Source organism: Nonomuraea sp. NPDC049607 (assembly GCF_040675375.1).
Lineage (GTDB): Bacteria > Actinomycetota > Actinomycetes > Streptosporangiales > Streptosporangiaceae > Nonomuraea.
Genome location: NZ_JBFAOV010000001.1, coordinates 767,510 through 788,378 on the forward strand (window position 1 = coordinate 767,510; position 20,869 = coordinate 788,378).

The 20,869-nt window shown below is 70.6% G+C and carries 21 protein-coding genes and 1 riboswitch; of the genes, 17 read left to right on the forward strand and 4 right to left on the reverse strand.

The genetic code is table 11. From position 1 onward, the window contains the following. The first annotated feature begins 19 nt into the window (after nucleotides 1-19). From AB0J97_RS03765 to AB0J97_RS03810, 10 genes are all read left to right on the forward strand, one after another. Nucleotides 20-1,096, forward strand: coding sequence for a zinc-dependent metalloprotease (locus AB0J97_RS03765; RefSeq protein WP_357702213.1), 1,077 nt, complete (start codon nucleotides 20-22; stop codon nucleotides 1,094-1,096). A gap of 55 nt (nucleotides 1,097-1,151) precedes the next feature. Next, nucleotides 1,152-2,156, forward strand: coding sequence for a tRNA lysidine(34) synthetase TilS (tilS, locus tag AB0J97_RS03770; protein WP_364084057.1), 1,005 nt, complete (start codon nucleotides 1,152-1,154; stop codon nucleotides 2,154-2,156). A 10-nt stretch (nucleotides 2,157-2,166) separates the two neighbouring features. Beyond that, nucleotides 2,167-2,718, forward strand: coding sequence for a hypoxanthine phosphoribosyltransferase (hpt, locus tag AB0J97_RS03775; protein ID WP_357702217.1), 552 nt, complete (start codon nucleotides 2,167-2,169; stop codon nucleotides 2,716-2,718). Between the two features lie 238 nt (nucleotides 2,719-2,956). Then, on the forward strand, nucleotides 2,957-4,951 hold the full coding sequence (gene ftsH, locus AB0J97_RS03780; RefSeq protein WP_357702219.1) for an ATP-dependent zinc metalloprotease FtsH: 1,995 nt from the start codon (nucleotides 2,957-2,959) through the stop codon (nucleotides 4,949-4,951). Continuing rightward, complete coding sequence (folE, locus tag AB0J97_RS03785) at nucleotides 4,948-5,526, forward strand: GTP cyclohydrolase I FolE (protein WP_357702221.1); 579 nt, start codon at nucleotides 4,948-4,950, stop codon at nucleotides 5,524-5,526. The genes ftsH and folE overlap by 4 nt, the downstream gene beginning before the upstream one ends. Nucleotides 5,527-5,643: 117 nt before the next feature. Continuing rightward, on the forward strand, nucleotides 5,644-6,450 hold the full coding sequence (folP, locus tag AB0J97_RS03790; RefSeq protein WP_357702379.1) for a dihydropteroate synthase: 807 nt from the start codon (nucleotides 5,644-5,646) through the stop codon (nucleotides 6,448-6,450). Further along, nucleotides 6,447-6,893 carry a nuclear transport factor 2 family protein gene (locus AB0J97_RS03795; RefSeq protein ID WP_364084062.1) on the forward strand — a complete coding sequence of 149 codons (447 nt, stop codon included), beginning with the start codon at nucleotides 6,447-6,449 and terminating at the stop codon, nucleotides 6,891-6,893. The genes folP and AB0J97_RS03795 overlap by 4 nt, the downstream gene beginning before the upstream one ends. Beyond that, on the forward strand, nucleotides 6,883-7,248 hold the full coding sequence (folB, locus tag AB0J97_RS03800) for a dihydroneopterin aldolase (RefSeq protein ID WP_357702223.1): 366 nt from the start codon (nucleotides 6,883-6,885) through the stop codon (nucleotides 7,246-7,248). Before AB0J97_RS03795 ends, folB begins: the two co-directional genes overlap by 11 nt. Next, nucleotides 7,245-7,748 (forward strand): 2-amino-4-hydroxy-6-hydroxymethyldihydropteridine diphosphokinase, encoded by a 504-nt coding sequence (gene folK / locus AB0J97_RS03805; RefSeq protein ID WP_364084065.1) that lies wholly within the window; start codon nucleotides 7,245-7,247, stop codon nucleotides 7,746-7,748. The genes folB and folK overlap by 4 nt, the downstream gene beginning before the upstream one ends. After that, on the forward strand, nucleotides 7,745-8,200 hold the full coding sequence (locus AB0J97_RS03810) for a DUF3180 domain-containing protein (RefSeq protein WP_357702227.1): 456 nt from the start codon (nucleotides 7,745-7,747) through the stop codon (nucleotides 8,198-8,200). The genes folK and AB0J97_RS03810 overlap by 4 nt, the downstream gene beginning before the upstream one ends. Here AB0J97_RS03810 and AB0J97_RS03815 read toward each other — a convergent pair. Further along, the gene (locus tag AB0J97_RS03815; RefSeq protein WP_357702229.1) at nucleotides 8,197-9,282 is read right to left on the reverse strand and encodes an acyltransferase; all 1,086 of its coding nucleotides are present in this window, start codon (nucleotides 9,280-9,282) and stop codon (nucleotides 8,197-8,199) included. The genes AB0J97_RS03810 and AB0J97_RS03815 overlap by 4 nt on opposite strands. Beyond that, on the reverse strand, nucleotides 9,279-10,424 hold the full coding sequence (locus tag AB0J97_RS03820) for an NADH-quinone oxidoreductase subunit D (RefSeq protein WP_357702231.1): 1,146 nt from the start codon (nucleotides 10,422-10,424) through the stop codon (nucleotides 9,279-9,281). The genes AB0J97_RS03815 and AB0J97_RS03820 overlap by 4 nt, the downstream gene beginning before the upstream one ends. A 123-nt stretch (nucleotides 10,425-10,547) precedes the next feature. On the opposite strand from AB0J97_RS03820, the gene AB0J97_RS03825 reads away from it, so the two are divergent. Further along, complete coding sequence (locus AB0J97_RS03825) at nucleotides 10,548-11,252, forward strand: DoxX family protein (RefSeq protein ID WP_364084070.1); 705 nt, start codon at nucleotides 10,548-10,550, stop codon at nucleotides 11,250-11,252. Nucleotides 11,253-11,254: 2 nt separating this feature from the next. Here AB0J97_RS03825 and AB0J97_RS03830 read toward each other — a convergent pair whose 3' ends face one another. Beyond that, a complete protein-coding gene (locus AB0J97_RS03830) occupies nucleotides 11,255-12,541 on the reverse strand; it encodes an aminotransferase class V-fold PLP-dependent enzyme (protein WP_364084072.1) in 1,287 nt (428 codons plus the stop codon). A gap of 46 nt (nucleotides 12,542-12,587) precedes the next feature. Continuing rightward, nucleotides 12,588-12,703, reverse strand: a riboswitch (SAM riboswitch). Nucleotides 12,704-12,778: 75 nt separating this feature from the next. Here AB0J97_RS03830 and AB0J97_RS03835 point away from each other — a divergent pair. Beyond that, nucleotides 12,779-13,978, forward strand: coding sequence for a cytochrome P450 (locus AB0J97_RS03835; RefSeq protein ID WP_364084075.1), 1,200 nt, complete (start codon nucleotides 12,779-12,781; stop codon nucleotides 13,976-13,978). On the opposite strand, the gene AB0J97_RS03840 is transcribed toward AB0J97_RS03835, so the two are convergent. Beyond that, nucleotides 13,962-14,924 (reverse strand): SAM-dependent methyltransferase, encoded by a 963-nt coding sequence (locus AB0J97_RS03840; RefSeq protein ID WP_357702239.1) that lies wholly within the window; start codon nucleotides 14,922-14,924, stop codon nucleotides 13,962-13,964. The two genes, AB0J97_RS03835 and AB0J97_RS03840, sit on opposite strands and share 17 nt — an antisense overlap. Nucleotides 14,925-15,117: 193 nt before the next feature. On the opposite strand from AB0J97_RS03840, the gene AB0J97_RS03845 reads away from it, so the two are divergent. The 5 genes from AB0J97_RS03845 (at nucleotide 15,118) to AB0J97_RS03865 (ending at nucleotide 20,839) form a co-directional block, all read left to right on the forward strand. Continuing rightward, a complete protein-coding gene (locus AB0J97_RS03845; RefSeq protein ID WP_364084078.1) occupies nucleotides 15,118-15,342 on the forward strand; it encodes a chaplin family protein in 225 nt (74 codons plus the stop codon). Between the two features lie 356 nt (nucleotides 15,343-15,698). Next, on the forward strand, nucleotides 15,699-16,589 hold the full coding sequence (locus tag AB0J97_RS03850) for a DUF2520 domain-containing protein (protein ID WP_364084081.1): 891 nt from the start codon (nucleotides 15,699-15,701) through the stop codon (nucleotides 16,587-16,589). A gap of 22 nt (nucleotides 16,590-16,611) precedes the next feature. Beyond that, nucleotides 16,612-17,445, forward strand: a complete 834-nt coding sequence (panC, locus tag AB0J97_RS03855) for a pantoate--beta-alanine ligase (RefSeq protein ID WP_364084084.1) — start codon at nucleotides 16,612-16,614, stop codon at nucleotides 17,443-17,445. 82 nt (nucleotides 17,446-17,527) lie between these two features. After that, nucleotides 17,528-20,053, forward strand: a complete 2,526-nt coding sequence (locus AB0J97_RS03860) for an L-aspartate oxidase (RefSeq protein WP_364084086.1) — start codon at nucleotides 17,528-17,530, stop codon at nucleotides 20,051-20,053. A 3-nt stretch (nucleotides 20,054-20,056) separates the two neighbouring features. After that, the gene (locus AB0J97_RS03865; RefSeq protein ID WP_352318636.1) at nucleotides 20,057-20,839 is read left to right on the forward strand and encodes a type III pantothenate kinase; all 783 of its coding nucleotides are present in this window, start codon (nucleotides 20,057-20,059) and stop codon (nucleotides 20,837-20,839) included. Nucleotides 20,840-20,869 lie beyond the last annotated feature (30 nt).

The following is a 20,869-nucleotide window of genomic DNA, read 5'->3' on the forward strand; positions in this document are numbered from 1 at the left end:
ACAACGTACGGTGGACGCTATGCAGGTGATCGACTGGGATCTGGCCGTCACGACCGGCACGCGCCTGGTGCGCCCCGGTCCTCAGGTGAGCAAGGAGGAGGCCAGGCAGGCCGTCGCCGAGCTCCGCACGCTGTCACGTGAGGCCGAGGGCCACGTGCGCGAGTTCACGAAGATCCACACCGAGACCGCGCCGCAGCCCGCGACCATCGTCGACCGTCCGGGCTGGATCAAGGCCAACGTCGAGGGCTTCCGCGTGGTCCTCGAACCGCTGACCCAGCGCATGAGCGGCGGCTCCAACCCGCCGCCCGCCATCGTCACCGCCGTGGGCTCCCGCATCACCGGCGTGGAGGTCGGGGCCGTCCTCGCCTTCCTCGCCTCCCGGGTGCTCGGCCAGTACGAGCTGTTCCTGCCGCCCGACCCGACCGGCCAGGAGGCGACCGGCCGCCTGACGCTCGTGGCGCCCAACATCGTCCACGCCGAGCGCGAGATGAACGTCGTGCCGCGCGACTTCCGCCTGTGGGTGTGCCTCCATGAGGAGACCCACCGGGTGCAGTTCACCGGCGTGACCTGGCTGCGCGAGTACGTCCGGTCGCAGATGACCGAGTTCCTGCTCGCCTCCGACCTCGACCTGCCCACGCTGCTCGACCGTCTGCGCAACGCCGCCGACACGGTGGCCGACGTCGTCAGGGGCGGCGAGGGCAACCTGATCGACGCCATCCAGTCGCCCGCCCAGAAGGAGATCCTCGACCGGCTGACGGCCGTGATGACCCTGGTCGAGGGCCATGGCGACTTCGTCATGGACGCCGTGGGCCCGTCGGTGGTCCCGTCCGTCTCGGAGATCCGCGCCAAGTTCGCCCAGCGCCGCGAGGGCGGCTCCCGGGTCGACCGCACGGTGCGGCGCCTGCTGGGCATAGAGGTCAAGATGAAGCAGTACGCCGAAGGCTCGGCGTTCGTCCGCAAGGTGGTCGACCAGGTCGGCATGGACGGCTTCAACAAGGTCTGGACGTCCCCTGAGACCCTGCCCACGATCGCCGAGATCGCCGACCCCGACGCCTGGATCCACCGCGTCATCGGCACCCCCGCCCTGCCCGCCTGACCTCGACCCCCACCGGACCCGCCGCGGCGTGCGGCGGGTTCCGGCAGCCGGGACAATGGCTCTCGTGGGTCCCCATCCAGCCGTAGCCGACGTGCGCAGGGCCGTGCGCGAGGCGCTGGCCGACCTCGGCGGCACCGGCGCGCTGGTGCTGGCCGCGTGCAGCGGCGGCGCCGACTCCCTCGCCCTGGCGGCGGCGCTGGCCTTCGTCGCCCCCCGCGCCGGTCTGCGCGCGGGCCTGGTCACGGTCGACCACCAGCTCCAGCCGGGCTCGGCCGACCGGGCCCGGCAGGTCACCGGGATCGCCGCCGGGCTCGGCCTGGCCCCGGCGGAGGTGCTCACCGTCACCGTCGGCGCCGAGGGCGGCCCTGAGGCCGCCGCCCGCGACGCCAGGTACACCGCGCTGGCCGAGGCGGCCAACCGCCTCCAGGCCGCCGCCGTCCTGCTCGGCCACACCCGCGACGACCAGGCCGAGACCGTGCTGCTGGGCCTGGCCAGGGGGAGCGGCCTGCGCTCGATCTCCGGCATGGCCGCCCGGGCGGGCCGCTACCGCCGGCCCTTCCTCGACCTGTCCAGGGCCACGACGGTCGCCGCCTGCCGTGCGATGTCCCTCGACCCTTGGGACGACCCCCACAACGACGACCCCCGTTACACCCGCGTCCGCGTCAGGAAGCGCATCCTGCCGATGCTCGACGAAGAGCTCGGCCCGGGGGTGGCCGAAGCGCTCGCGCGGACCGCCAGAATGGCTCGGGAGGACGCCGACGCCCTCGATCAGTGGGCCGAAACGGCGTTCCCGAATTGCGCTCTAAGCGATATCGGGCCGTCCGTCACACTGTCCGTACCGGAGTTGGAGAAACTGCCCGACGCCGTACGACGGAGGGTGCTGAGGCGCGCGGCCATCGCGGCGGGCACGCCGTCCGGAGCGCTTTCCGCCACCCACGTGCTGGCGGTCGATCGGCTGGTCACACAATGGCGCGGCCAGAAGGCGGTCGATCTACCCGGAGGTCTGTCCGCAGTTCGGCGGTATGGCACCCTGATAGTCGCCATCAGTCCCATCGTTTAAGGAACCACAGGTGGACGCTGCCGACATGGGCAAAGACCTGGAGAAGGTCCTCATCCCCGAGGACGACCTCCAGGCCAAGATCAAAGAGCTTGCCGGGCGCATCGACGAGGACTACGCGGGCAAGGACGTCCTGCTCGTGGGCGTGCTGAAGGGCGCGGTCATGGTGATGGCCGACCTGGCCAGGGCGCTGCACGTGCCCGTGCAGATGGACTGGATGGCGGTGTCGTCCTACGGCGCGGGCACCAAGTCCTCCGGCGTCGTACGGGTGCTGAAAGACCTCGACACCGACATCTTGAACCGCCACGTCCTGATCGTCGAGGACATCATCGACTCCGGCCTCACCCTTCACTGGCTGCTGGAAAACCTGAAGTCGCGCAACCCGGCCTCGTTGGAGATCTGCGCGGCGCTGCGCAAGCCCGACGCGGTGAAGGTGCCGATGGACGTGAAATACGTCGGCTTCGACATTCCCAACGAGTTCGTCATCGGCTACGGGCTCGACTACGCGGAGCGCTACCGCAATTTGCCGTTCATCGGAACGCTCGCGCCGCACGTTTATAAGTAGTAATCCCGGCCATGGCCGGGAACATCGCGCAACGTGACGTACGTTGATAGGGCAAGACCGGTGTAGCGGGCGGGTCCCTCCGCGCGCCGTGCCGGTGTACCTTCAGACTCCGGAAGGGTGACCGCAAGTCCCCTTCGGGTAGTCAGAAGTCGCGGTGTCGGATGCCGCGGCCCCGGGCCAGCCCGGGGTTCCAGGCCATGGTCAGGAAGGGACGGGCCCGCAAGGGGTTCCGCATCGGATGGATCTCAAGCGATTTACACGTGGGCCACTGCTGTGGATCCTGGGCATCGTCGTGCTGCTCCTGCTCGTCACCCAGCTCTGGAGCGGCGGGGGCAATTTCAAGCAGGCCGACACGTCCACGGTTCTCCAACAGATTCGCGCCGGCAATTTCACCAGCGCCAAGGTCGTCGACAAGGACAATCGGGTCGAGCTCACCCTCGCCAAGCCGATCGTCGTCCGGCCGGGTGACGCCCCGGCGAAGCTGATCCAGTCCAACTGGGTCAGCGGTTACGGCGCGAAGCTGACCGACGAGCTGCAGGCTCAGGTCGACGCCGACAAGACGAAGAGCTTCACCACCGAGGTGCCCCAGGAGAACTTCCTGCTCAGCATCCTGGTGAGCTTCCTGCCGATCGTCATCATCGTGCTGATCTTCCTGTTCATCATGAACCAGATGCAGGGCGGCGGCTCCCGGGTGATGAACTTCGGCAAGTCGAAGGCCAAGCTCATCACCAAAGACACCCCCAAGACGACGTTCGCCGACGTCGCCGGCGCCGACGAGGCCATCGAGGAGCTCCAGGAGATCAAGGAGTTCCTGCAGGCCCCGGCCAAGTTCCAGGCGATCGGCGCGAAGATCCCCAAGGGCGTGCTGCTCTACGGCCCGCCCGGCACCGGCAAGACCCTGCTGGCCCGCGCGGTCGCGGGCGAGGCGGGCGTGCCCTTCTACTCGATCTCCGGTTCCGACTTCGTCGAGATGTTCGTCGGCGTCGGCGCCTCCCGAGTGCGTGACCTGTTCGAGCAGGCCAAGGCCAACGCCCCCGCGATCATCTTCATCGACGAGATCGACGCCGTCGGCCGCCACCGCGGCGCCGGCCTGGGCGGCGGTCACGACGAGCGCGAGCAGACCCTCAACCAGCTGCTCGTCGAGATGGACGGCTTCGACGTCAAGGGCGGCGTGATCCTCATCGCCGCGACCAACCGGCCCGACATCCTCGACCCGGCGCTGCTGCGTCCCGGCCGGTTCGACCGGCAGGTCACCGTCGACCGCCCCGACCTGGAGGGCCGTAAGGGCATCCTCAAGGTCCACGGTCGTGGCAAGCCGTTCGCGCCCGACGTCGACCTCGACGTCATCGCGCGCCGCACCCCCGGGTTCACCGGCGCCGACCTGGCCAACGTGATCAACGAGGCGGCCCTGCTCACCGCGCGGGCCGACCAGAAGCTGATCACGATGGAGGTCCTGGAGGAGTCGATCGACCGTGTCATGGCAGGGCCCGAGCGCAAGTCGCGGGTCATGTCCGACAAGGAGAAGAAGATGATCGCCTACCACGAAGGCGGTCACGCGTTGGTGGCGCACGCGCTGCCCAACTCCGACCCGGTCCACAAGATCACCATCCTGTCCCGCGGTCGCGCCCTCGGTTACACGATGACGCTGCCGATGGAGGACAAGTTCCTGGCCACCAGGTCCGAGATGATGGACCAGCTCGCGATGCTGCTCGGCGGCCGCGCGGCGGAGGAGCTCGTCTTCCACGAGCCCACCACCGGCGCCTCCAACGACATCGAGAAGGCCACGGCGGTCGCCCGCCGCATGGTGACCGAGTACGGCATGAGCGAGCAGCTCGGCGCCCGTAAGTTCGGCACCGGCCAGGCCGAGGTCTTCCTCGGCCGCGAGATGGGCCACGAGCGCGACTACTCCGAGAAGATCGCCTCCTCCATCGACGAGGAGGTCCGCCGGATGATCGAGACGGCGCACGACCAGGCCTGGGACATCCTGGTCGAATACCGCGACGTGCTCGACAACCTGGTGCTGGAGCTCATGGAGAAGGAGACCCTCTCCCGCGAGCAGGTCCTGCAGATCTTCGCCCCGGTGGTCGTCAAGGAGCACAGGCCCTCGTACGCGGGCTACGGCAAGCGGCTCCCGTCCGACCGCCCGCCGATCCTGACCCCGAAGGAGCAGTCGGCCAACGGCTCGCTCACCTCCGGCCACCAGGACGCCTTCCAGTCCGGGGACAGTGCGTGACCCAGCACGAGGTCGACCTGGGGCGGATCGAGAAGGCCGTCCGCGAGATCCTCTACGGCATCGGTGAGGATCCCGACCGCGACGGCCTGCTCGATACGCCCGCCAGGGTCGCCCGCGCGATGGCCGAGCAGTTCTCCGGGCTCGGCCAGACGCCCGAGGACGTGCTCAACAAGGTCTTCGACGTCGACCACGACGAGATGGTGCTGGTCAGGGACATCGAGGTCTACTCGACCTGCGAGCACCATCTGGTCCCGTTCCACGGCGTGGCCCACGTGGGCTACATCCCCAACGAGCGTGGCCAGGTGACCGGGCTGTCCAAGCTGGCCCGGCTGGTCGACGTCTTCGCCCGCCGTCCGCAGGTGCAGGAGCGCATGACCTCGCAGATCGCCGACGCCCTCATGCGGGTGCTGGAGCCGCGCGGGGTCATCGTCGTGGTCGAGGCCGAGCACCTGTGCATGACGATGCGCGGCGTGCGCAAGCCGGGGGCCAAGACGGTCACGTCGGCGGTCCGCGGCGACTTCCGTACCAGCGACAAGACCCGCTCCGAGGCGATGGCGCTGATCCTCGGCAGGTGACGATCGTTATCCACAACTGGGGACCCGAGATGTCGGCAGGTGTGGGGGAACGCCTAGGCTTGCCCCATGACTAGCGTGCCCATCAACGTGCCGGGCGGTACGGAGCGGTGCCTCGTCATGGGCGTGGTCAACGTGACCCCCGACTCCTTCTCCGACGGCGGCCTGTGGTTCGACGAGGAGGCCGCCGTCCAGCACGGTCTCGACCTGGTGCGGGAGGGGGCCGACATCGTCGACGTGGGCGGTGAGTCCACCCGTCCCGGTGCCGCCCGGGTGTCGCTGGAGGAGGAGCTGGCCAGGGTCGTCCCGGTGATCCGGGCGCTCGACGCCGAGGGCGTCGCGGTGAGCGTCGACACGATGCGCGCCGAGGTGGCCAGGGCCGCGGTCGAGGCGGGCGCCAGGCTCGTCAACGACGTGAGCGGCGGCCTGGCCGATCCCGCGATGCCGCGCGTGGTCGCCGCCACGGGGGCGCGCTACGTGGTGATGCACTGGCGTGGCCACAGCCATGACATGGACAGCCGCGCCGTCTACGCCGACGTCGTGACAGAGGTGCGCGAGGAGCTGAGCAAGCGGGTCGACCTGGTGCTGGCCGAGGGGGTGTCGCCGGAGCAGATCGTGCTCGACCCGGGCCTCGGCTTCGCCAAGAACGCCGAGCACAACTGGGCGTTGCTGGCCGGCATCCCGCAGCTCGCCGAGCTGGGCTACCCGCTGCTGATCGGGGCCTCCCGCAAGCGCTTCCTCGGGCGGCTGCTGGCCGGCCCCGACGGCGCACCCCGCCCGTTCAGCAGGAGCGACGACGCAACGCTGGCGGTGACCGCGCTGGCGGCGCAGGCGGGGGCCTGGTGCGTGCGCGTGCACGAGGTAGGTCCCAATGCCGATGCCGTGCGCGTGGCGGCCGCATGGAAGAGAGCCGGAGCAGGCACATGAGTGTCGACACTGCCGCCATCGAGACGGTCAACCAGGAGTTCTACACCGCGATCGAGAGCGCCGATCTCGACAAGATGACCGAGATCTGGGCCGAGGACACCGCCGACGACCAGGTGAGCTGCGTCCACCCGGGCTGGACGTTGCTGGCCGGCCGGTCGGAGGTGCTGCGGTCGTGGGCGCTGATCATGGCCAACACCACCTACATCCAGTTCGTGCTGACCGACGTCAACACGACCGTGCTGGGCGACGTGGCCGTGCTCACCTGCGTGGAGAACATCCTGACGGCGGGCGAGGAGGGTGAGTCCAGCTTCGCCGCGGGCAAGGTGGTGGCCAGTAACGTCTACATCCGCACCTCACAGGGCTGGCGGTTGTGGATGCACCACGGCTCCCCGGTGCTCCAGGGAGACGACGACGAGGACGAGGAGGGCGAGCTTGAGGTCTGACCGCATCGCTCTCAAGGGCCTGCGGGCCAGGGGCAGGCACGGCGTCCTGCCCGCCGAGCGGGAGCTCGGCCAGGAGTTCGTGGTCGACGCGACGTTGTTCCTCGACACCGCCCCGGCGGCGGCCGGCGACGATCTCACCAAGACCGTCCACTACGGCGAGCTGGCTCAGGCGCTGGTCGAGGTGGTCGAGGGTGAGCCGGTCGAGCTGATCGAGACGCTGGCGCAGCGGCTGGCCGACGTCTGCCTGGCCAGTGAGCTGGTCGACAAGGTCGAGGTGAGTGTGCACAAACCGGCGGCGCCGATCCCGCTGCCGTTCGACGATGTGATCGTGACGATCGAGAGGAGCCGCACATGAAGGCCGTCCTCGCGCTCGGCAGCAACCTGGGCGAGCGGTTCCAGACGTTGCAGGGGGCCATCGACACGATGTTCGACGCCCCGGGCCTGGAGTTCGTCAAGGTGTCCCCGGTCTACGAGACCGATCCGGTCGGAGGGCCCGCCGGGCAGGAGCCATATCTCAACGCGGTCGTGGTCGCCGAGACCGAGCTGCCGCCGCGTACGCTGCTCGAACGGGCGCTGGGCGTGGAGAACGCCTACGGGCGGGTGCGTGAGGAGCGGTGGGGGCCGCGCACGCTCGACGTCGACCTGATCGTCGTCGGCGAGACCATGTCCGACGACCCCGAATTGACGCTGCCGCATCCCCGGGTGCACGAGCGCGCGTTCGTGCTGGTGCCCTGGTCGGTGGTCGACCCCGAGGCCACGGTGCCGGGCAGGGGCCGGGTGGCCGACCTGCTGGCCGGGCTCGACCGGCACGGCGTGCACCTGCGCGACGACCTGAAGCTGCAGAGGCCCGATTGAGGCCGACGCATCCCGGCCGGCTGGCCGCTCTCCTCCTCGTCGTCGCCCTGGTCGTCTGGGCGGCGGTCCGGCACTTCTACTCCGACCTGCCCATCATGCCCTGGACGGCCATCCCGACCGTGCTGCTGCTGGCCCTCGGCGAGGGCTACAGCGGGTGGGTGACCAAGGCCAGGATCGCCAGGAAGCCGGACACCAAGCCGGTCGAGCCGCTGGCGGTGGCCCGGCTGGCGGCGCTGGCCAAGGCGTCGGCGTACGCGGGGGCGGTGTTCGCGGGCATGTTCGCCGGGTTCGCCGCGTACACGCTGCAGATCTTCGACCGGGAGACGCCGCGTTCGGAGTTCTTCGTGGCGGCCGGGTCGTTCGTGGCCTGCGTGGTGCTCGTCTGCGCGGCCCTCTACCTCGAACACTGCTGCCGCATCCCCAAGGACTCCGACGAGCGCAAGTCCGACTAGCGCGTCTTGGCGGAGGGGCGGCGGCGGCCGAAGAGGTAGATGACCGGAAGCGTGCAGATCAGCGGCCCGACGATGGCGATCGGCCGCTCCAGCCACCATTTCAGGTCCGGCGGGATCTTCGTGCCGAGGTTGCCGAACAGCCACCACGACAGCCCTAAGGCGATCGCCATGCCGGTCGTGTGGAAGAGGAACAGCGGCAGGGCGTAGCGGTTGATGAAGGAGTTCGCGCGCGCCCAGCGGGGGCGTTCGAGCACCCGTTCCATGGCCGGGCGCAGCACCTCGACCAGGCCGATCTGGAAGATCAGCAGGGCGACGATGACGAACGTGGGCGGCGCCATGTTCGACCACTTGTCGCCGGGCACGCCGACCATCGAGCCCGGGTAGATGCCCGAGTAGACCAGGCCGATCAGGGCGAACAGGCCGGTCCACAGGATGCCGACGTCGTACCGCCTCGGCAGGACGACGATCCGGTCGTAGAAGAAGCCCGCCTGGTGGGCCAGGCCCCAGACGATGATCATGTTGAGCCAGCCGGCCCACTCGTAGCCGTAACGGAAGCGAACGACGTCCACGACCAGGGCCGAGCCGCCGAGCCAGATGAGGGCCAGCACGTCGTAGCGTCTGTGCAGGTACAGGGCCACCGGCAGCAGCGCGATCAGCACCAGGTAGACGCCGAGGAACCACAGCGGGCTGAGCACGAGCAGCACCACCCGCCACATCCACTCCACGTGGAAGGCCCAGGTGACGACCGCGCCGACGGAGATCCACACGCCGCACAGGAACAACGCGGGCAGGGACAGCGCGCGGATGCGCCGCCACACGAACGCGCCGATGCCGACGCCGCGCGCCTGGGCCCGGTTCCAGGACAGCAGGTGCACGTGGCCGCCGACGTAGAAGAACAGCGGCAGCACCTGGAGCAGCCAGGTCAGGATCCACAACCCGGAGGTGAAGCCGAGCGGACTGGTGGGCTCGGGGCCGGTGGGCTTCCACTCCAGGATCGTGAACGCCCAGTGCCAGACCACCACGACGATGAGGCTGAGGGCGCGCAGCCAGTCGACGTACTTGTCGCGTTCGGGGGTGCTCACTTGTCGATGTCACCCACGACGAAGAACATCGAGCCGAGAATGGCGATCATGTCGGCCACCAGGGTCCCGGGCAGCAGCTCGCGCAGTGCCTGGACGTTGCCGAACGACGCCGAGCGCAGCTTGAGCCGCCACGGCGTCTTGTCGCCCTTGGAGACGAGGTAGTAGCCGTTGATGCCGAGCGGGTTCTCCGTCCACGCGTACGTGTGGCCCTCCGGCACCTTGAGCACCTTCGGCAGGCGCTGGTTGACCGGCCCGGGAGGCAGCTCGCGCAGCCGGGCGACGCACGCGTCGGCGAGGTCGAGCGAGACCTTGAGCTGCTCGAACAGCACCTCGAACCGGGCATGGCAGTCGCCGTCGCGCCGGGTGACGACCTTGACCGGCAGCTCCCCGTACGCCAGGTACGGGTCGTCGCGCCGCAGGTCGAGATCGACGCCGGAGGCGCGGGCGATGGGCCCGCTGACGCCGTACTGGAGGATCTGCTCGCGGGTCAGCACGCCGACGCCCTTGGTGCGGGCGAGGAAGATCTCGTTGTTCAGGATGAGGTTCTCGATGTCGGGCACCCGGCGGCGGGTCTCGGCCACGGCCTCGGCGACCCGGTCGAGCCAGCCGAGCGGCAGGTCCTCCTTCAGGCCGCCGACCCGGTTGAACATGTAGTGCATGCGCCCGCCGGAGATCTCCTCCATGACGGCCTGGATGCGTTCGCGCTCGTTGAAGGCGTAGAAGACGGGGGTGATCGCGCCCAGTTCGAGAGGGTAGGAGCCGAGGAACATCAGGTGGTTGAGCACCCGGTTGAGCTCGGCCAGCAGCGTACGCGCCCACACGGCCCTGACCGGCACCTCCATGCCGAGCAGCCGCTCGGCGGCCAGCACGACGCCCAGCTCGTTGGCGAACCCCGACAGCCAGTCGTGCCGGTTGGCGAGCATGATGATCTGGCGGTAGTCGCGGACCTCGAACAGCTTCTCCGCGCCCCGGTGCATGTAGCCGATGATCGGCTCGGCCGCCGTGATGCGCTCGCCGTCGAGGGTGAGCCGGAGCCTGAGCACGCCGTGCGTGGAGGGGTGCTGGGGACCGATGTTGAGGATCATGTCCTCGGTCGCCAGCTCCTTCGCGCCGGCGCCGATCCCGACCACGCGTTCCGTCATAGGGCCCATGCTGCCACCGTCCCGCAAGGTGAGCCAGCGTGGGGGATGGTCAAGGAATCGTATGGCAACGCATCCCGAAGCCAGACATGGGGATCAATACCGGGAACGGGGGGAGAAAGCACTGTGAGAAGAGTTCTGTTTGATGTGGCGGCCCTGATCTCCCGGGTGGTACTCGGCGTGATCTTCGTGGTCCACGGCTGGCAGAAGTGGCAGGGCGGGCTGGGTGCCGCGGCGGGACAGTTCCGGGAGATGGGCATTCCCATGCCTGGGTTGTCCGCCGGATTCGCCGCCATTGTGGAGCTGATCGGCGGCGTCCTGTTGATCCTCGGCCTGCTGGTCCGGCCGGTGGCGTTGTTGCTGCTCATCGACATGATCGGCGCGATCGTCTTCGTGCACGCAGGACACGGGGTGTTGTCGCAGAACGGGGGATGGGAGCTGCCAGGCGCGCTCGGCGCGCTCTCGCTGATGCTCGCCGCGCTGGGTGGCGGCCGCATCGGCCTCGACGGCATCGTCCACTCGATGTTCCGCCGCCGCAAGGAACGCCGGATCGCCGAGGACGACCTCGCCGCGCACCGGCCGGCCCGGCGTGCCGAGCCGACGACGGTCGTCACCGAGGGGCCCGTGACACAGCCCGGCCCGGAGAGCGGCCCGACGCGACCCGAGGGCGGCCCGACGACGCCGGTCCGGCCCGAGGGCGAGGTCGAGCACCCCAACGTGCCGAGGCAGCCCAACGCGCCGCGCCCCGGGCACCTCAACGACGAGGACATGAGGGACATCGACGCCCTGGTGTCCGACGAGCCGCCCCACCCGAAGCCGCCCAACCGCTGAGCTCAGCGGCCGACCAGGTCCCGCAGGGCCTCGACCAGGCGGTCGACGTGCTCCTGCGTGCTGCCGATGCCGATGGAGGCGCGTACCGCGGAGGCGGTCCCGTCCTCGCAGCCGCCGTCCGAGGTGCCCAGCAGGTGCCGGACGAACGGGTGCGCGCAGAACTTCCCGTCACGCACGCCGATGCCGTACTCGCCGGACAGCGCCTCGGCCACCTCCCGGGCCGAGTAGCCGTCCACGACGAACGACACGATCCCCACCCGGGGGTGGTCCTCGCCCCACAGCGACAGCTCGCGCACCCCCTCGATCGACGACAGACCGGTACGCAGCCGGGCGATCAGGCGCTCCTCCTCGCGCACCAGCTCCGTCCACCCGGTGGCGGTGAGCGCGTCGCAGGCGGCGGCCAGGGCGATGGCGCCGAGCACGTTGGGGGTGCCGGCCTCGTGGCGGGGCTCGGGGTCATCGTGCCACTCGGTGGTCTCGCCGACCGAGCGCACCGCGCCGCCGCCCTTCAGGTACGGCTCGCCCTCGGCCAGCCAGTCACGGCGTCCGATCAGCACGCCGGCGCCGAAGGGCGCGTACAGCTTGTGGCCGGAGAAGGCCACGTAGTCCAGGTCGAGCGCGGTCAGGTTGAGCCTGCGGTGCGGGACGAGCTGGGCGGCGTCCACCAGGATGCGGGCGCCGTGCCGGTGGGCGATGTGGGCCAGGGCGGCGATGGGCCACAGTTCGCCGGTGACGTTGGAGGCGGCGGTGACCACGAGCAGCTTGGGGCCCTCGATCCCGGCCAGCGCCTCGTCGGCGGCGCGGACGGCCTCACCGGGGAAGGCGGGCGGCGCCAGGCGCACGGACCGCGCCCAGGGCAGCAGCGAGGCGTGGTGCTCGGAGTCGAAGACGACGGCGGTCGCGTCCTCGGGCAGGCAGCGGGCCAGCAGGTTGGTGGCGTCGGTGGTGTTGCGGGTGAAGATGACGGCGTCGTCGGCACGGGCGCCGACGAAGGCCCTGACCGTGTGGCGGGCCTGCTCGTACCGGGCGGTGGTGAGCTGGGAGGCGTAGCCCGCGCCGCGGTGGACGCTGGAGTAGGCCGGGAGCGCGGCGGCGACGGCGGCGCTGACCGGCTCAAGACAGGGGGCGCTGGCGGCGTAGTCGAGGTTGGCGTAGCTGACCAGGCGGCCGCCCTTGACCGGCACCTCCAGGTCGGCGCCGAGCACGGCGGGGATCGGCCGTCCGGAGGCGGCGACGGGGGTCTCGGCGGCCTGGGCGGGCACGGAGTTGAAGATCGTCAAAGTGGACATGGCACGGCTCCTCACGGGTCGGTCGGACCCCTGGGAACAGCCACGGAGCCCGCGCTTGCCCGCCACACCTCGTGACGGACCAGGTCTTCACCCGGGGCACCCCGCCGCGGACGCGAGGGTTGCCGGCCAGCTAGCCGGGGCTTGTCGCTGGCACTCATGACCTACGACGGCACTATAACCGACACCGGGGCACGATTCGCAAGCCCAGCAGGTCAACCCGTCTCATAAGATGAAATAGTGCGCTTTGATCCCTGGAATCCGGATTTCGTCGTCGACCCCTATCCGGCGTACGACGAGCTGAGGCGCGAGGCGCCCGTACGCTACTTCGAGCCGTCCAACCAGTGGCTGATCTCCCGGCACGCGGACGTGAACGCGCTGCTCAGAGACCGCCGGCTGGGCCGCGACTACACCCACGTCGCCACGCACGAGGAGTTCGGCCGGCAGCCCGAGCCGGAGTTCCAGGAAGCCTTCTGGCGCGTCAGCAGGAACGGCATGCTGGAGGTCGAGCCGCCGGACCACACGAGGCTGCGCCGGCTGGTGTCCAAGGCGTTCACGCCGCGCATGGTCGAGTCGCTGCGCCCGCGCGTCCGGGCCATCGCCGAGAGCCTGATCGACGCGTACGTCGAGAAGGGCGGCGGCGACCTGATCGCCGAGGTCGCCGAGCCGCTGCCGGTCACCGTCATCGCCGAGATGCTCGGCGTGCCCGAGCAGGACCGTCACCTGCTGCGCCCGTGGTCGGCCGACATGTGCGGCATGTACGAGCTCAACCCCAGCCTGGAGACCCAGCACCAGGCGGTGCGCGCGGCCGAGGAGTTCGAGTCCTACCTCAAGGACCTGGCCCGCGAACGCATCGCCAACCCCGGCGAGGACCTGGTCAGCGCCCTGGCCGCGATCCCCGAGCTGACCCTCGACGAGCTGGCCGGCACCTGCGTCCTGCTGCTGAACGCGGGCCACGAGGCCACGGTCAACGTCTCCGGCAACGGCTGGCGGGCCCTGCTGAAGAACCCCGGCGAGCTGGCCCGGCTGCGCGCCGACCGTTCGCTGCTGCCGACCGCCATCGAGGAGCTGCTGCGCTACGACACCCCGCTCCAGCTCTTCGAGCGCTGGGTGCTGGAGGACATCGAGGTCCACGGCGTGCGGATCCCGCGCGGCTCGGAGGTGGCCTGCCTGTTCGGCTCGGCCAACAGGGACCCCGAGGTGTTCGAGGACCCGGACCGGCTCGACCTGGGCCGCCCGGACAACCCGCACATCTCCTTCGGCGCGGGCATCCACTTCTGCCTGGGCGCGCCGCTGGCCAGGATCGAGCTGACGGAGTCGTTCACCGCGCTGCTGGACCGGGTCGGGACGATCGAGCTGCGCGCGGAGCCGGTCTACAAGCCCGGTTTCGTCATCCGCGGCCTGCGCTCGCTCGACCTCGACGTCACCGGCTCTGGCTGAGCCAGCCGAACCCGCCCAGCCCGGCCGGATCGATCAGCTCTGCCTCCTCCGACGCCCGCGACAGCGCCCGTACGTAGGCGCGCGGATCGGCGGCGGCGAGGTCGACCGGCGGCCGGGCGCCGGTGAGGCCCAGCGCCCGCAGCATGTCGCGCTGTGTGGACAAGGTTGTGGATATCGCGCCGGCCCGCCGCCCGGCCTCGGCGCACGCGTCGAGGGCGACGTGGGCGGTGATGTCGCAGGTCCCGTCGGGGACGGGGGCCACGACCGCGCCGCCGCGGTAACCGGTCAGCGTGCCACAGAGCGGTCGGTTATCCACAGGGTGTGCATAATCCACGGCTATCGCCCGGCCGTGGGTGAGACGTACCAGAACGGAGGCCCAGGCGTCGTCGCGGGGGCGGCCGATCTCGGCGCGGGTGCCCACGTGCGGCAGCGGCCACCAGCGTTCGAGCCATTCGCGGTCGGCGGGCCGCAGCGGGCCGCCGAGGCGCTCCTCGCCGGTCCTGGTGTTGACCATGACCAGACGGGGGCCGCCGGAGGTCTGCTCGGCCACGTCGAGCGGGATGTTGTCGAGCCACTCGTTGGCGACGGCCAGCCCGGTGATGCTGGACGGCAGGCAGCGGCTCCATTCCACCTGCTCGGGCAGCCCGGCGGGCCGGGGCGACAGGTCGACGCAGGTGACCCGCAGCCGGTCGCGCAGAGCGGGCTCGGCCGCCGCGAGGATGCGGCTGACCAGCACCCCCTCGCCCGCGCCGACGTCGACCAGGTCGAGCCGCTCGGGGGAGCCGAGCTCGGAGTCCACCTCCACCAGCAGGGCCAGGACCGCCTCCGCGAACACGGCCGAGGCTCCGACCGAGGTGCGGAAGTGGCCCGAGGGGCGTTCGCGGAGGTAAAAGCCCTCCTCGCCGTAGAGCGCGCGTTCCGTGGCGGCGCGCCAGGTGAGCCACATGAGGGTGACTATCTCATGACCGAAGGGTTCGACACGCAGAGTCGTCCATTGACTACTCTTGGTCGCTACATTGCGCTAACGTTTACGCACTGTCACAGAGCGACTGCGTTTCGCCCATCCGCGGTAAGCGGCGAGCCGGATCGCTCCACCGAAGCATTGCGGCCCTGAGGCCGCAGACTGAGAGGAGCCCCCCGTGAAGAAGGTTCTGGTCATGGCAGGTGCCATCGCCCTCCTGGCCCTGGCGGCCCCCGCGCACGCCGACGACGTCACCCACGGCAACAACGGCATCCTGAGCGGCAGCCCGATCCACCTGCCCATCACCGCCGTCGTGCCCGTCTGCGGCAACAACATCGGCATCCAGGCGGTGCCGATCAACGGCTGCCAGGGGAGCCCCAACACCGCGGTCTACAGCCGCTGAGGCAGGGAGAGCCCGGACCGCTCGCGCGCGGTCCGGGCTCTGATCCCGGCCGGTCAGTCGGCGGATGACCGGTCAGTGCACCTCCAAGAGGTCGCATCCAGGCGGGCGTCGGGTTGTCAGGACTCGGCGCCCGTCGTCGTGCGTGGACCCCTCTCCTCATCTCTTTCGACAGGGGGTGCATGATTCGTATGCCCCTGTCGCATTTGTCGTTAACTCAACGGGCGGCAAAGCGCCGGACATGCCGGAACGTGTTCGACGGCCCCCGACCTGTCGGCCCCCGCCCGCCGGTTACGCTGGTCCGCAGTGCCTTCACGGTGCCACCACGGTGCCGTTGCGGTCGACAGGGGTGAGACGTCATGGACGCAGGTGATCGCCCGGCACGGCTGACCGTCGGCGTGCTCGGTGCGGGCAAGGTCGGCTCCGTGCTCGGTGCCGCGCTGGCTCAGGCGGGCCACCGGATCGTGGCCGCGAGCGGGGTCTCCGACACCTCGCGCAGATGGGCCGCCGACCGGCTCGGGGTCGAGCTGACCCGGCCCGACGAGGTGGTGGCCGCCTCCCAGCTCATCCTGCTGACCGTCCCCGACGACGCACTGCCCGACCTCGTGGCCGGGCTGGCCCGCACGGGCGCCGACCTCAAGGGCAAGCTGCTCGTCCACGCCAGCGGCGCGTACGGCCTGTCGGTGCTCGACCCCGCCGCGCAGGCGGGTGCGCTGCCGCTCGCGCTCCACCCGGTCATGACCTTCACCGGCCGCGACGACGACCTCAACAAGATCACCGGTATCTCGTTCGGCGTGACCGCGCCCGACCTGCTGCGACCGGTCGCCGAGGCCCTGGTGATCGAGATGGGCGGTGAGCCGGTCTGGATCGCCGAGAGCGACCGCGCGCTCTACCACGCGGCCCTGGCCAACGCCGCCAACCACATGGTCACGCTCATCGCCGAGTCCGAGGAGCTGCTGCAGCGCATCGGCGTCGAGCACCCGGGGCGCATGCTGGGCCCGCTGCTCGGCGCGGCGCTCGACAACGTGCTGCGGCTGGGCATCGCCGGGCTCACCGGGCCGGTCGTCCGCGGCGACGCGAGCACGGTGCGCAAACACGTCGACGCGCTGATCCTGGCCGCTCCGGAGGCCGCCGACGCCTACATCGCGCTGGCCCGGCTCACCGCCGACCGGGCGCTGGCCGCGGGGCTGCTCAAACCGGAGGAGGCGGAGCGGCTGCTCGACGCGCTTGGGGGCAATATATGGACCTGACCGTCGGGTGTGGAGGGCAGCAATGGATCTGATCGTGGCCGGCGACCGGGACGACCTGGCGAAGGCTCGGGGTGAAGGGCGGGTGGCGCTGGTCCCGACCATGGGCGCGCTGCACGAGGGCCACCGGTCGCTGATGAGGGCCGCTCGCGTACGCGCCGACCAGGTCGTGGTCAGCATCTTCGTCAACCCTCTGCAATTCGGGCCTAACGAGGATTTTTCACGCTATCCCCGTACATTCGAGGCCGATCTCGACGTGTGCCGGGAGGAGGGCGTCGGCGTCGTGTTCGCGCCCTCGCCGCAGGACATGTACCGCCCCGACCGTCAGGTGAGCGTCCACGCGGGCGAGATGGGCTCGATCGTCGAGGGCGCGTCCAGGCCGGGCCACTTCGACGGCGTGCTGACGGTGGTGCTCAAGCTGTTCAACCTGGTGCGACCCGACCTGGCGATCTTCGGCCAGAAGGACGCCCAGCAGCTCGCCGTCATCCGCCGCATGGTGGCCGACCTCGACCTGTCCATCGAGATCGTCGGGGCGCCCACCGTACGCGAGCCCGACGGCCTGGCCCTGTCCAGCCGCAACCGTTACCTGTCGGCCGGCGACCGCACGGTCGCGCTGGCCCTGTCCCGTGCCCTGCGGGCGGGCGCGGTCGAGCTGACCGCCGACGCGATGCGGGCCACCGCCCGCGCGGTGCTCGCCGAGGCCGGGCCCGAGCTCGACCTCGACTACCTGGCGCTGGTCGATCCGGCCACGTTCAAGGAGGTCGACGACTCCTACGAGGGCTCGGCCGTGCTCGCCGTGGCGGCCAGGGTGGGCGGCACCCGGCTGATCGACAACGTCGTGGTGAGCGTGCGCCCCTGATCCGTACGGCCCCCGGGGCATGTCCACGCTGCGGCAGGCGTTATCGTCATAGTGACGAAATCGCCTCAGCGAGGAGACCCCCATGAGTGCACCGGCGATTCCCCTGCACCTGACGGCCCCCGAACCCGGCTGGACCGTCGACGCCGACGTGGTCGTCGTCGGGTCCGGCGTCGCGGGCCTGACCGTGGCGCTGCGCCACGCCGAGCTGGATCCCGCGGCCAAGGTCCTGGTCGTCACCAAGGACGTGCTGTCGGCCGGGTCCACCAAGTGGGCCCAGGGGGGCATCGCCGCCGTGCTCGACCCGCGCGACACCCCCGAAGAGCACCTGAGCGACACGCTGCTGGCCGGGGTCGGGCTGTGCGACACCAAGGCCGTGCGGACGCTGGTGACGGAGGGGCCCGGCGCGCTGCGGCGGCTCATGGAACGTGGCGCCCGGTTCGACCGCAATCCCAACGGGGAGCTCCAGCTCACCAGGGAGGGCGGGCACCGTCGCCGCAGGATCGTGCACGCCGGCGGCGACGCCACGGGCGCCGAGGTGCAGCGGGCGCTGGTCGAGGCGGTGCGCGCGTGCTCGATCGAGGTGATCGAGCACGCGCTGGTGCTCGACCTGCTCAAGGACGCCCACGGCCGGGCCAGGGGGGTGACCCTGCACGTCATGGGCGAGGGCGCGCGCGACGGCGTCGGGGCGGTGCGGGCGCGGGCCGTGGTGCTCGCCACCGGCGGCATGGGCCAGGTCTACGCCGCCACCACCAACCCGGTCGTGTCCACCGGCGACGGCGTGGCGCTCGCGCTGCGGGCCGGGGCGGTCGTGCGCGACCTCGAATTCGTGCAGTTCCACCCGACCGTGTTGTGGCTGGGCGAGGGCTCGACCGGCCAGCAGCCGCTGATCTCCGAGGCGGTCAGGGGCGAGGGCGCCTTCCTCGTCGACCACGAGAACAACAGATTCATGCAGGGCGTGCACGAGCTGGCCGACCTGGCGCCGCGCGACGTCGTGGCCAAGGCGATCACCACGACCATGAGCGAGACCGGCCGCGACCACGTCTTCCTCGACGGCCGCCACTTCGGCAGGGTGAAGTGGGAGAGCCGCTTCCCCACCATCTACGCCGTCTGCCGCGAGCATGGCATCGACCCGGTCACCGAACCGATCCCCGTCTCGCCGGCCGCCCACTACGCGAGCGGCGGCGTCCACACCGACCTGTCCGGCCGTACCTCGATCGAGGGCCTGTACGCCTGTGGCGAGGTCGCCTGCACCGGCGTCCACGGGGCCAACCGGCTGGCCTCGAACTCGCTCCTTGAGGGGCTGGTCTTCGCCGAGCGCATCGCCGAGGACATCCACCGGAGGCGTCCGCAGCCGGGCGAGCCGGTTCCGGCGCGGGCCGCGACGGGCCTGGTGGACCCCAGGGTCAGGACCAGGCTCCAGGCGCACATGAGCGCCGGCGCCGGGGTGCTGCGCAGCCGCGCGTCGCTGCAGGCCACGTCGAAGGCGCTGCGCGACGCGCTCTGGACGCCCGTCGAGGTGCCCGCCTGCACCGAGTCGTGGGAGGCGACCAACCTGCTCACCGTCGCCGCCGTCCTGACCGGCGTGGCGGCGGCGCGGCTGGAGACGCGCGGCTCCCACTGGCGCGAGGACCACGAGAGCCGGGACGACAATGAGTGGCTGGGCCACCTGGACGTGACCCTGACCGAGGAGGGCCTTCGCATGACGTACACCCCGCACGGTGAGACGATGCCGCCGCGCCTGGCACAGGAGCTGACCGCCGCCGGGCTCGACCCGGCCGAGGTCGACGCGCTGATCGACCGTGCGCTCGAAGAGGACCTGCAGGAGGCCGGCGACGTGACCAGCCTGGCCACGATCCCGGCCGGGCAGCGTTCGACCGGCGACGTGGTGGCCCGCAAGGACGGCGTGGTGGCCGGGCTGGGCGTGGCCGAGGCGGTGTTCCTCCGGCTGGGCGCCGGCCGGGTCGAGCGGCGGGCCAAGGACGGCGAGCGGGTCGCGGCCGGCGACGTGCTGATGACGGTCGAGGGCCCGACGCGGGCGGTGCTGACCGCCGAGCGTACCGCGCTCAACCTGCTCACACACCTGTCCGGGGTGGCCACGATGACCGCCCGGTGGGTCGCCGCGATCGAGGGCACGCGGGCGCGGGTGCGCGACAGCCGCAAGACCCTGCCGGGTCTGCGGTCCCTGGAGAAGTACGCCGTGCGCTGCGGCGGCGGCGTCAACCACCGCAGGTCGCTGTCGGACGCGGCCCTGATCAAGGACAACCACGTCGTGGCGGCCGGCGGAGTGGCAGAGGCGTACCGGGCGGTGCGTGAGCGCTATCCCGAGCTGCCGATCGAGGTCGAGATCGACCGGCTCGACCAGCTGGAGCCCCTGCTGGACGAGGGCGCCGAGGAGATCCTGCTGGACAACTTCACGGTCGAGGACACCGTACATGCCGTACAAATCGTGAAAAGTCGGGCGAAAAACAGGGTTGCGCTTGAAGCGAGTGGGGGATTGACCTTGGAATCGGCTCGTGATGTGGCTGAAACTGGCGTTGACTACCTTGCGGTGGGAGCGCTCACCCACTCGGCGCCGGCCCTGGACATCGCACTGGATTTGCGGGGGTAATTGATGCTGCTCACGATCGACGTCGGCAACACGCACACGGTGCTGGGGCTGTTCGAGGGCGAGGACGTCATCGAGCACTGGAGGCTGGCCACCGACGCCCGCCGCACCGCCGACGAGATCGCCGTCGTGCTCCAGGGGCTGCTGGCCCAGTCACCACTGCTCAAGGGCGCCGACATCAGCGGCATCGCCATTTGCTCGACCGTGCCGAGCGTGCTCAACGAGATGCGGGAGATGTGCCGCCGCTACTACGGCGACGTCACCGCCGTGATCGTGGAGCCCGGTGTGCGCACGGGCGTGCCGGTCCGCATGGACAACCCCAAAGAGGTCGGCAGCGACCGCATCGTGAACGCCCTGGCCGCCATCGACCAGTACGGCGGCCCGTGCATCATCGTCGACTTCGGCACCGCCACCTCCTTCGACGCGGTGTCGGCCAAGGGCGAGTACGTCGGGGCGGTCACCGCCCCCGGCATCGAGATCTCGGTCGACGCCCTGGCCGCCGCCGGCGCCCAGCTGCACAAGGTCGAGCTGGTCAGGCCGCGTTCGGTGATCGCCAAGAACACGGTCGAGGCGTTGCAGGCGGGCATCATCTACGGCTTCGCCGGCCAGGTCGACGGCATCGTCGAGCGGATGGCCGCCGAGCTGGCCGACGACCCCGACGAGGTGACCGTCGTGGCGACCGGCGGCCATGCGGCGCTGGTGGTCGGCGAGTCGCGCTCGATCGACGTGCACGAGCCCTGGCTGACCCTCATCGGCCTGCGCCTGATTTATCACCGGAACACCGCTTAGAACGTGACAAGCGGCCCCCGCTTGGGAAGG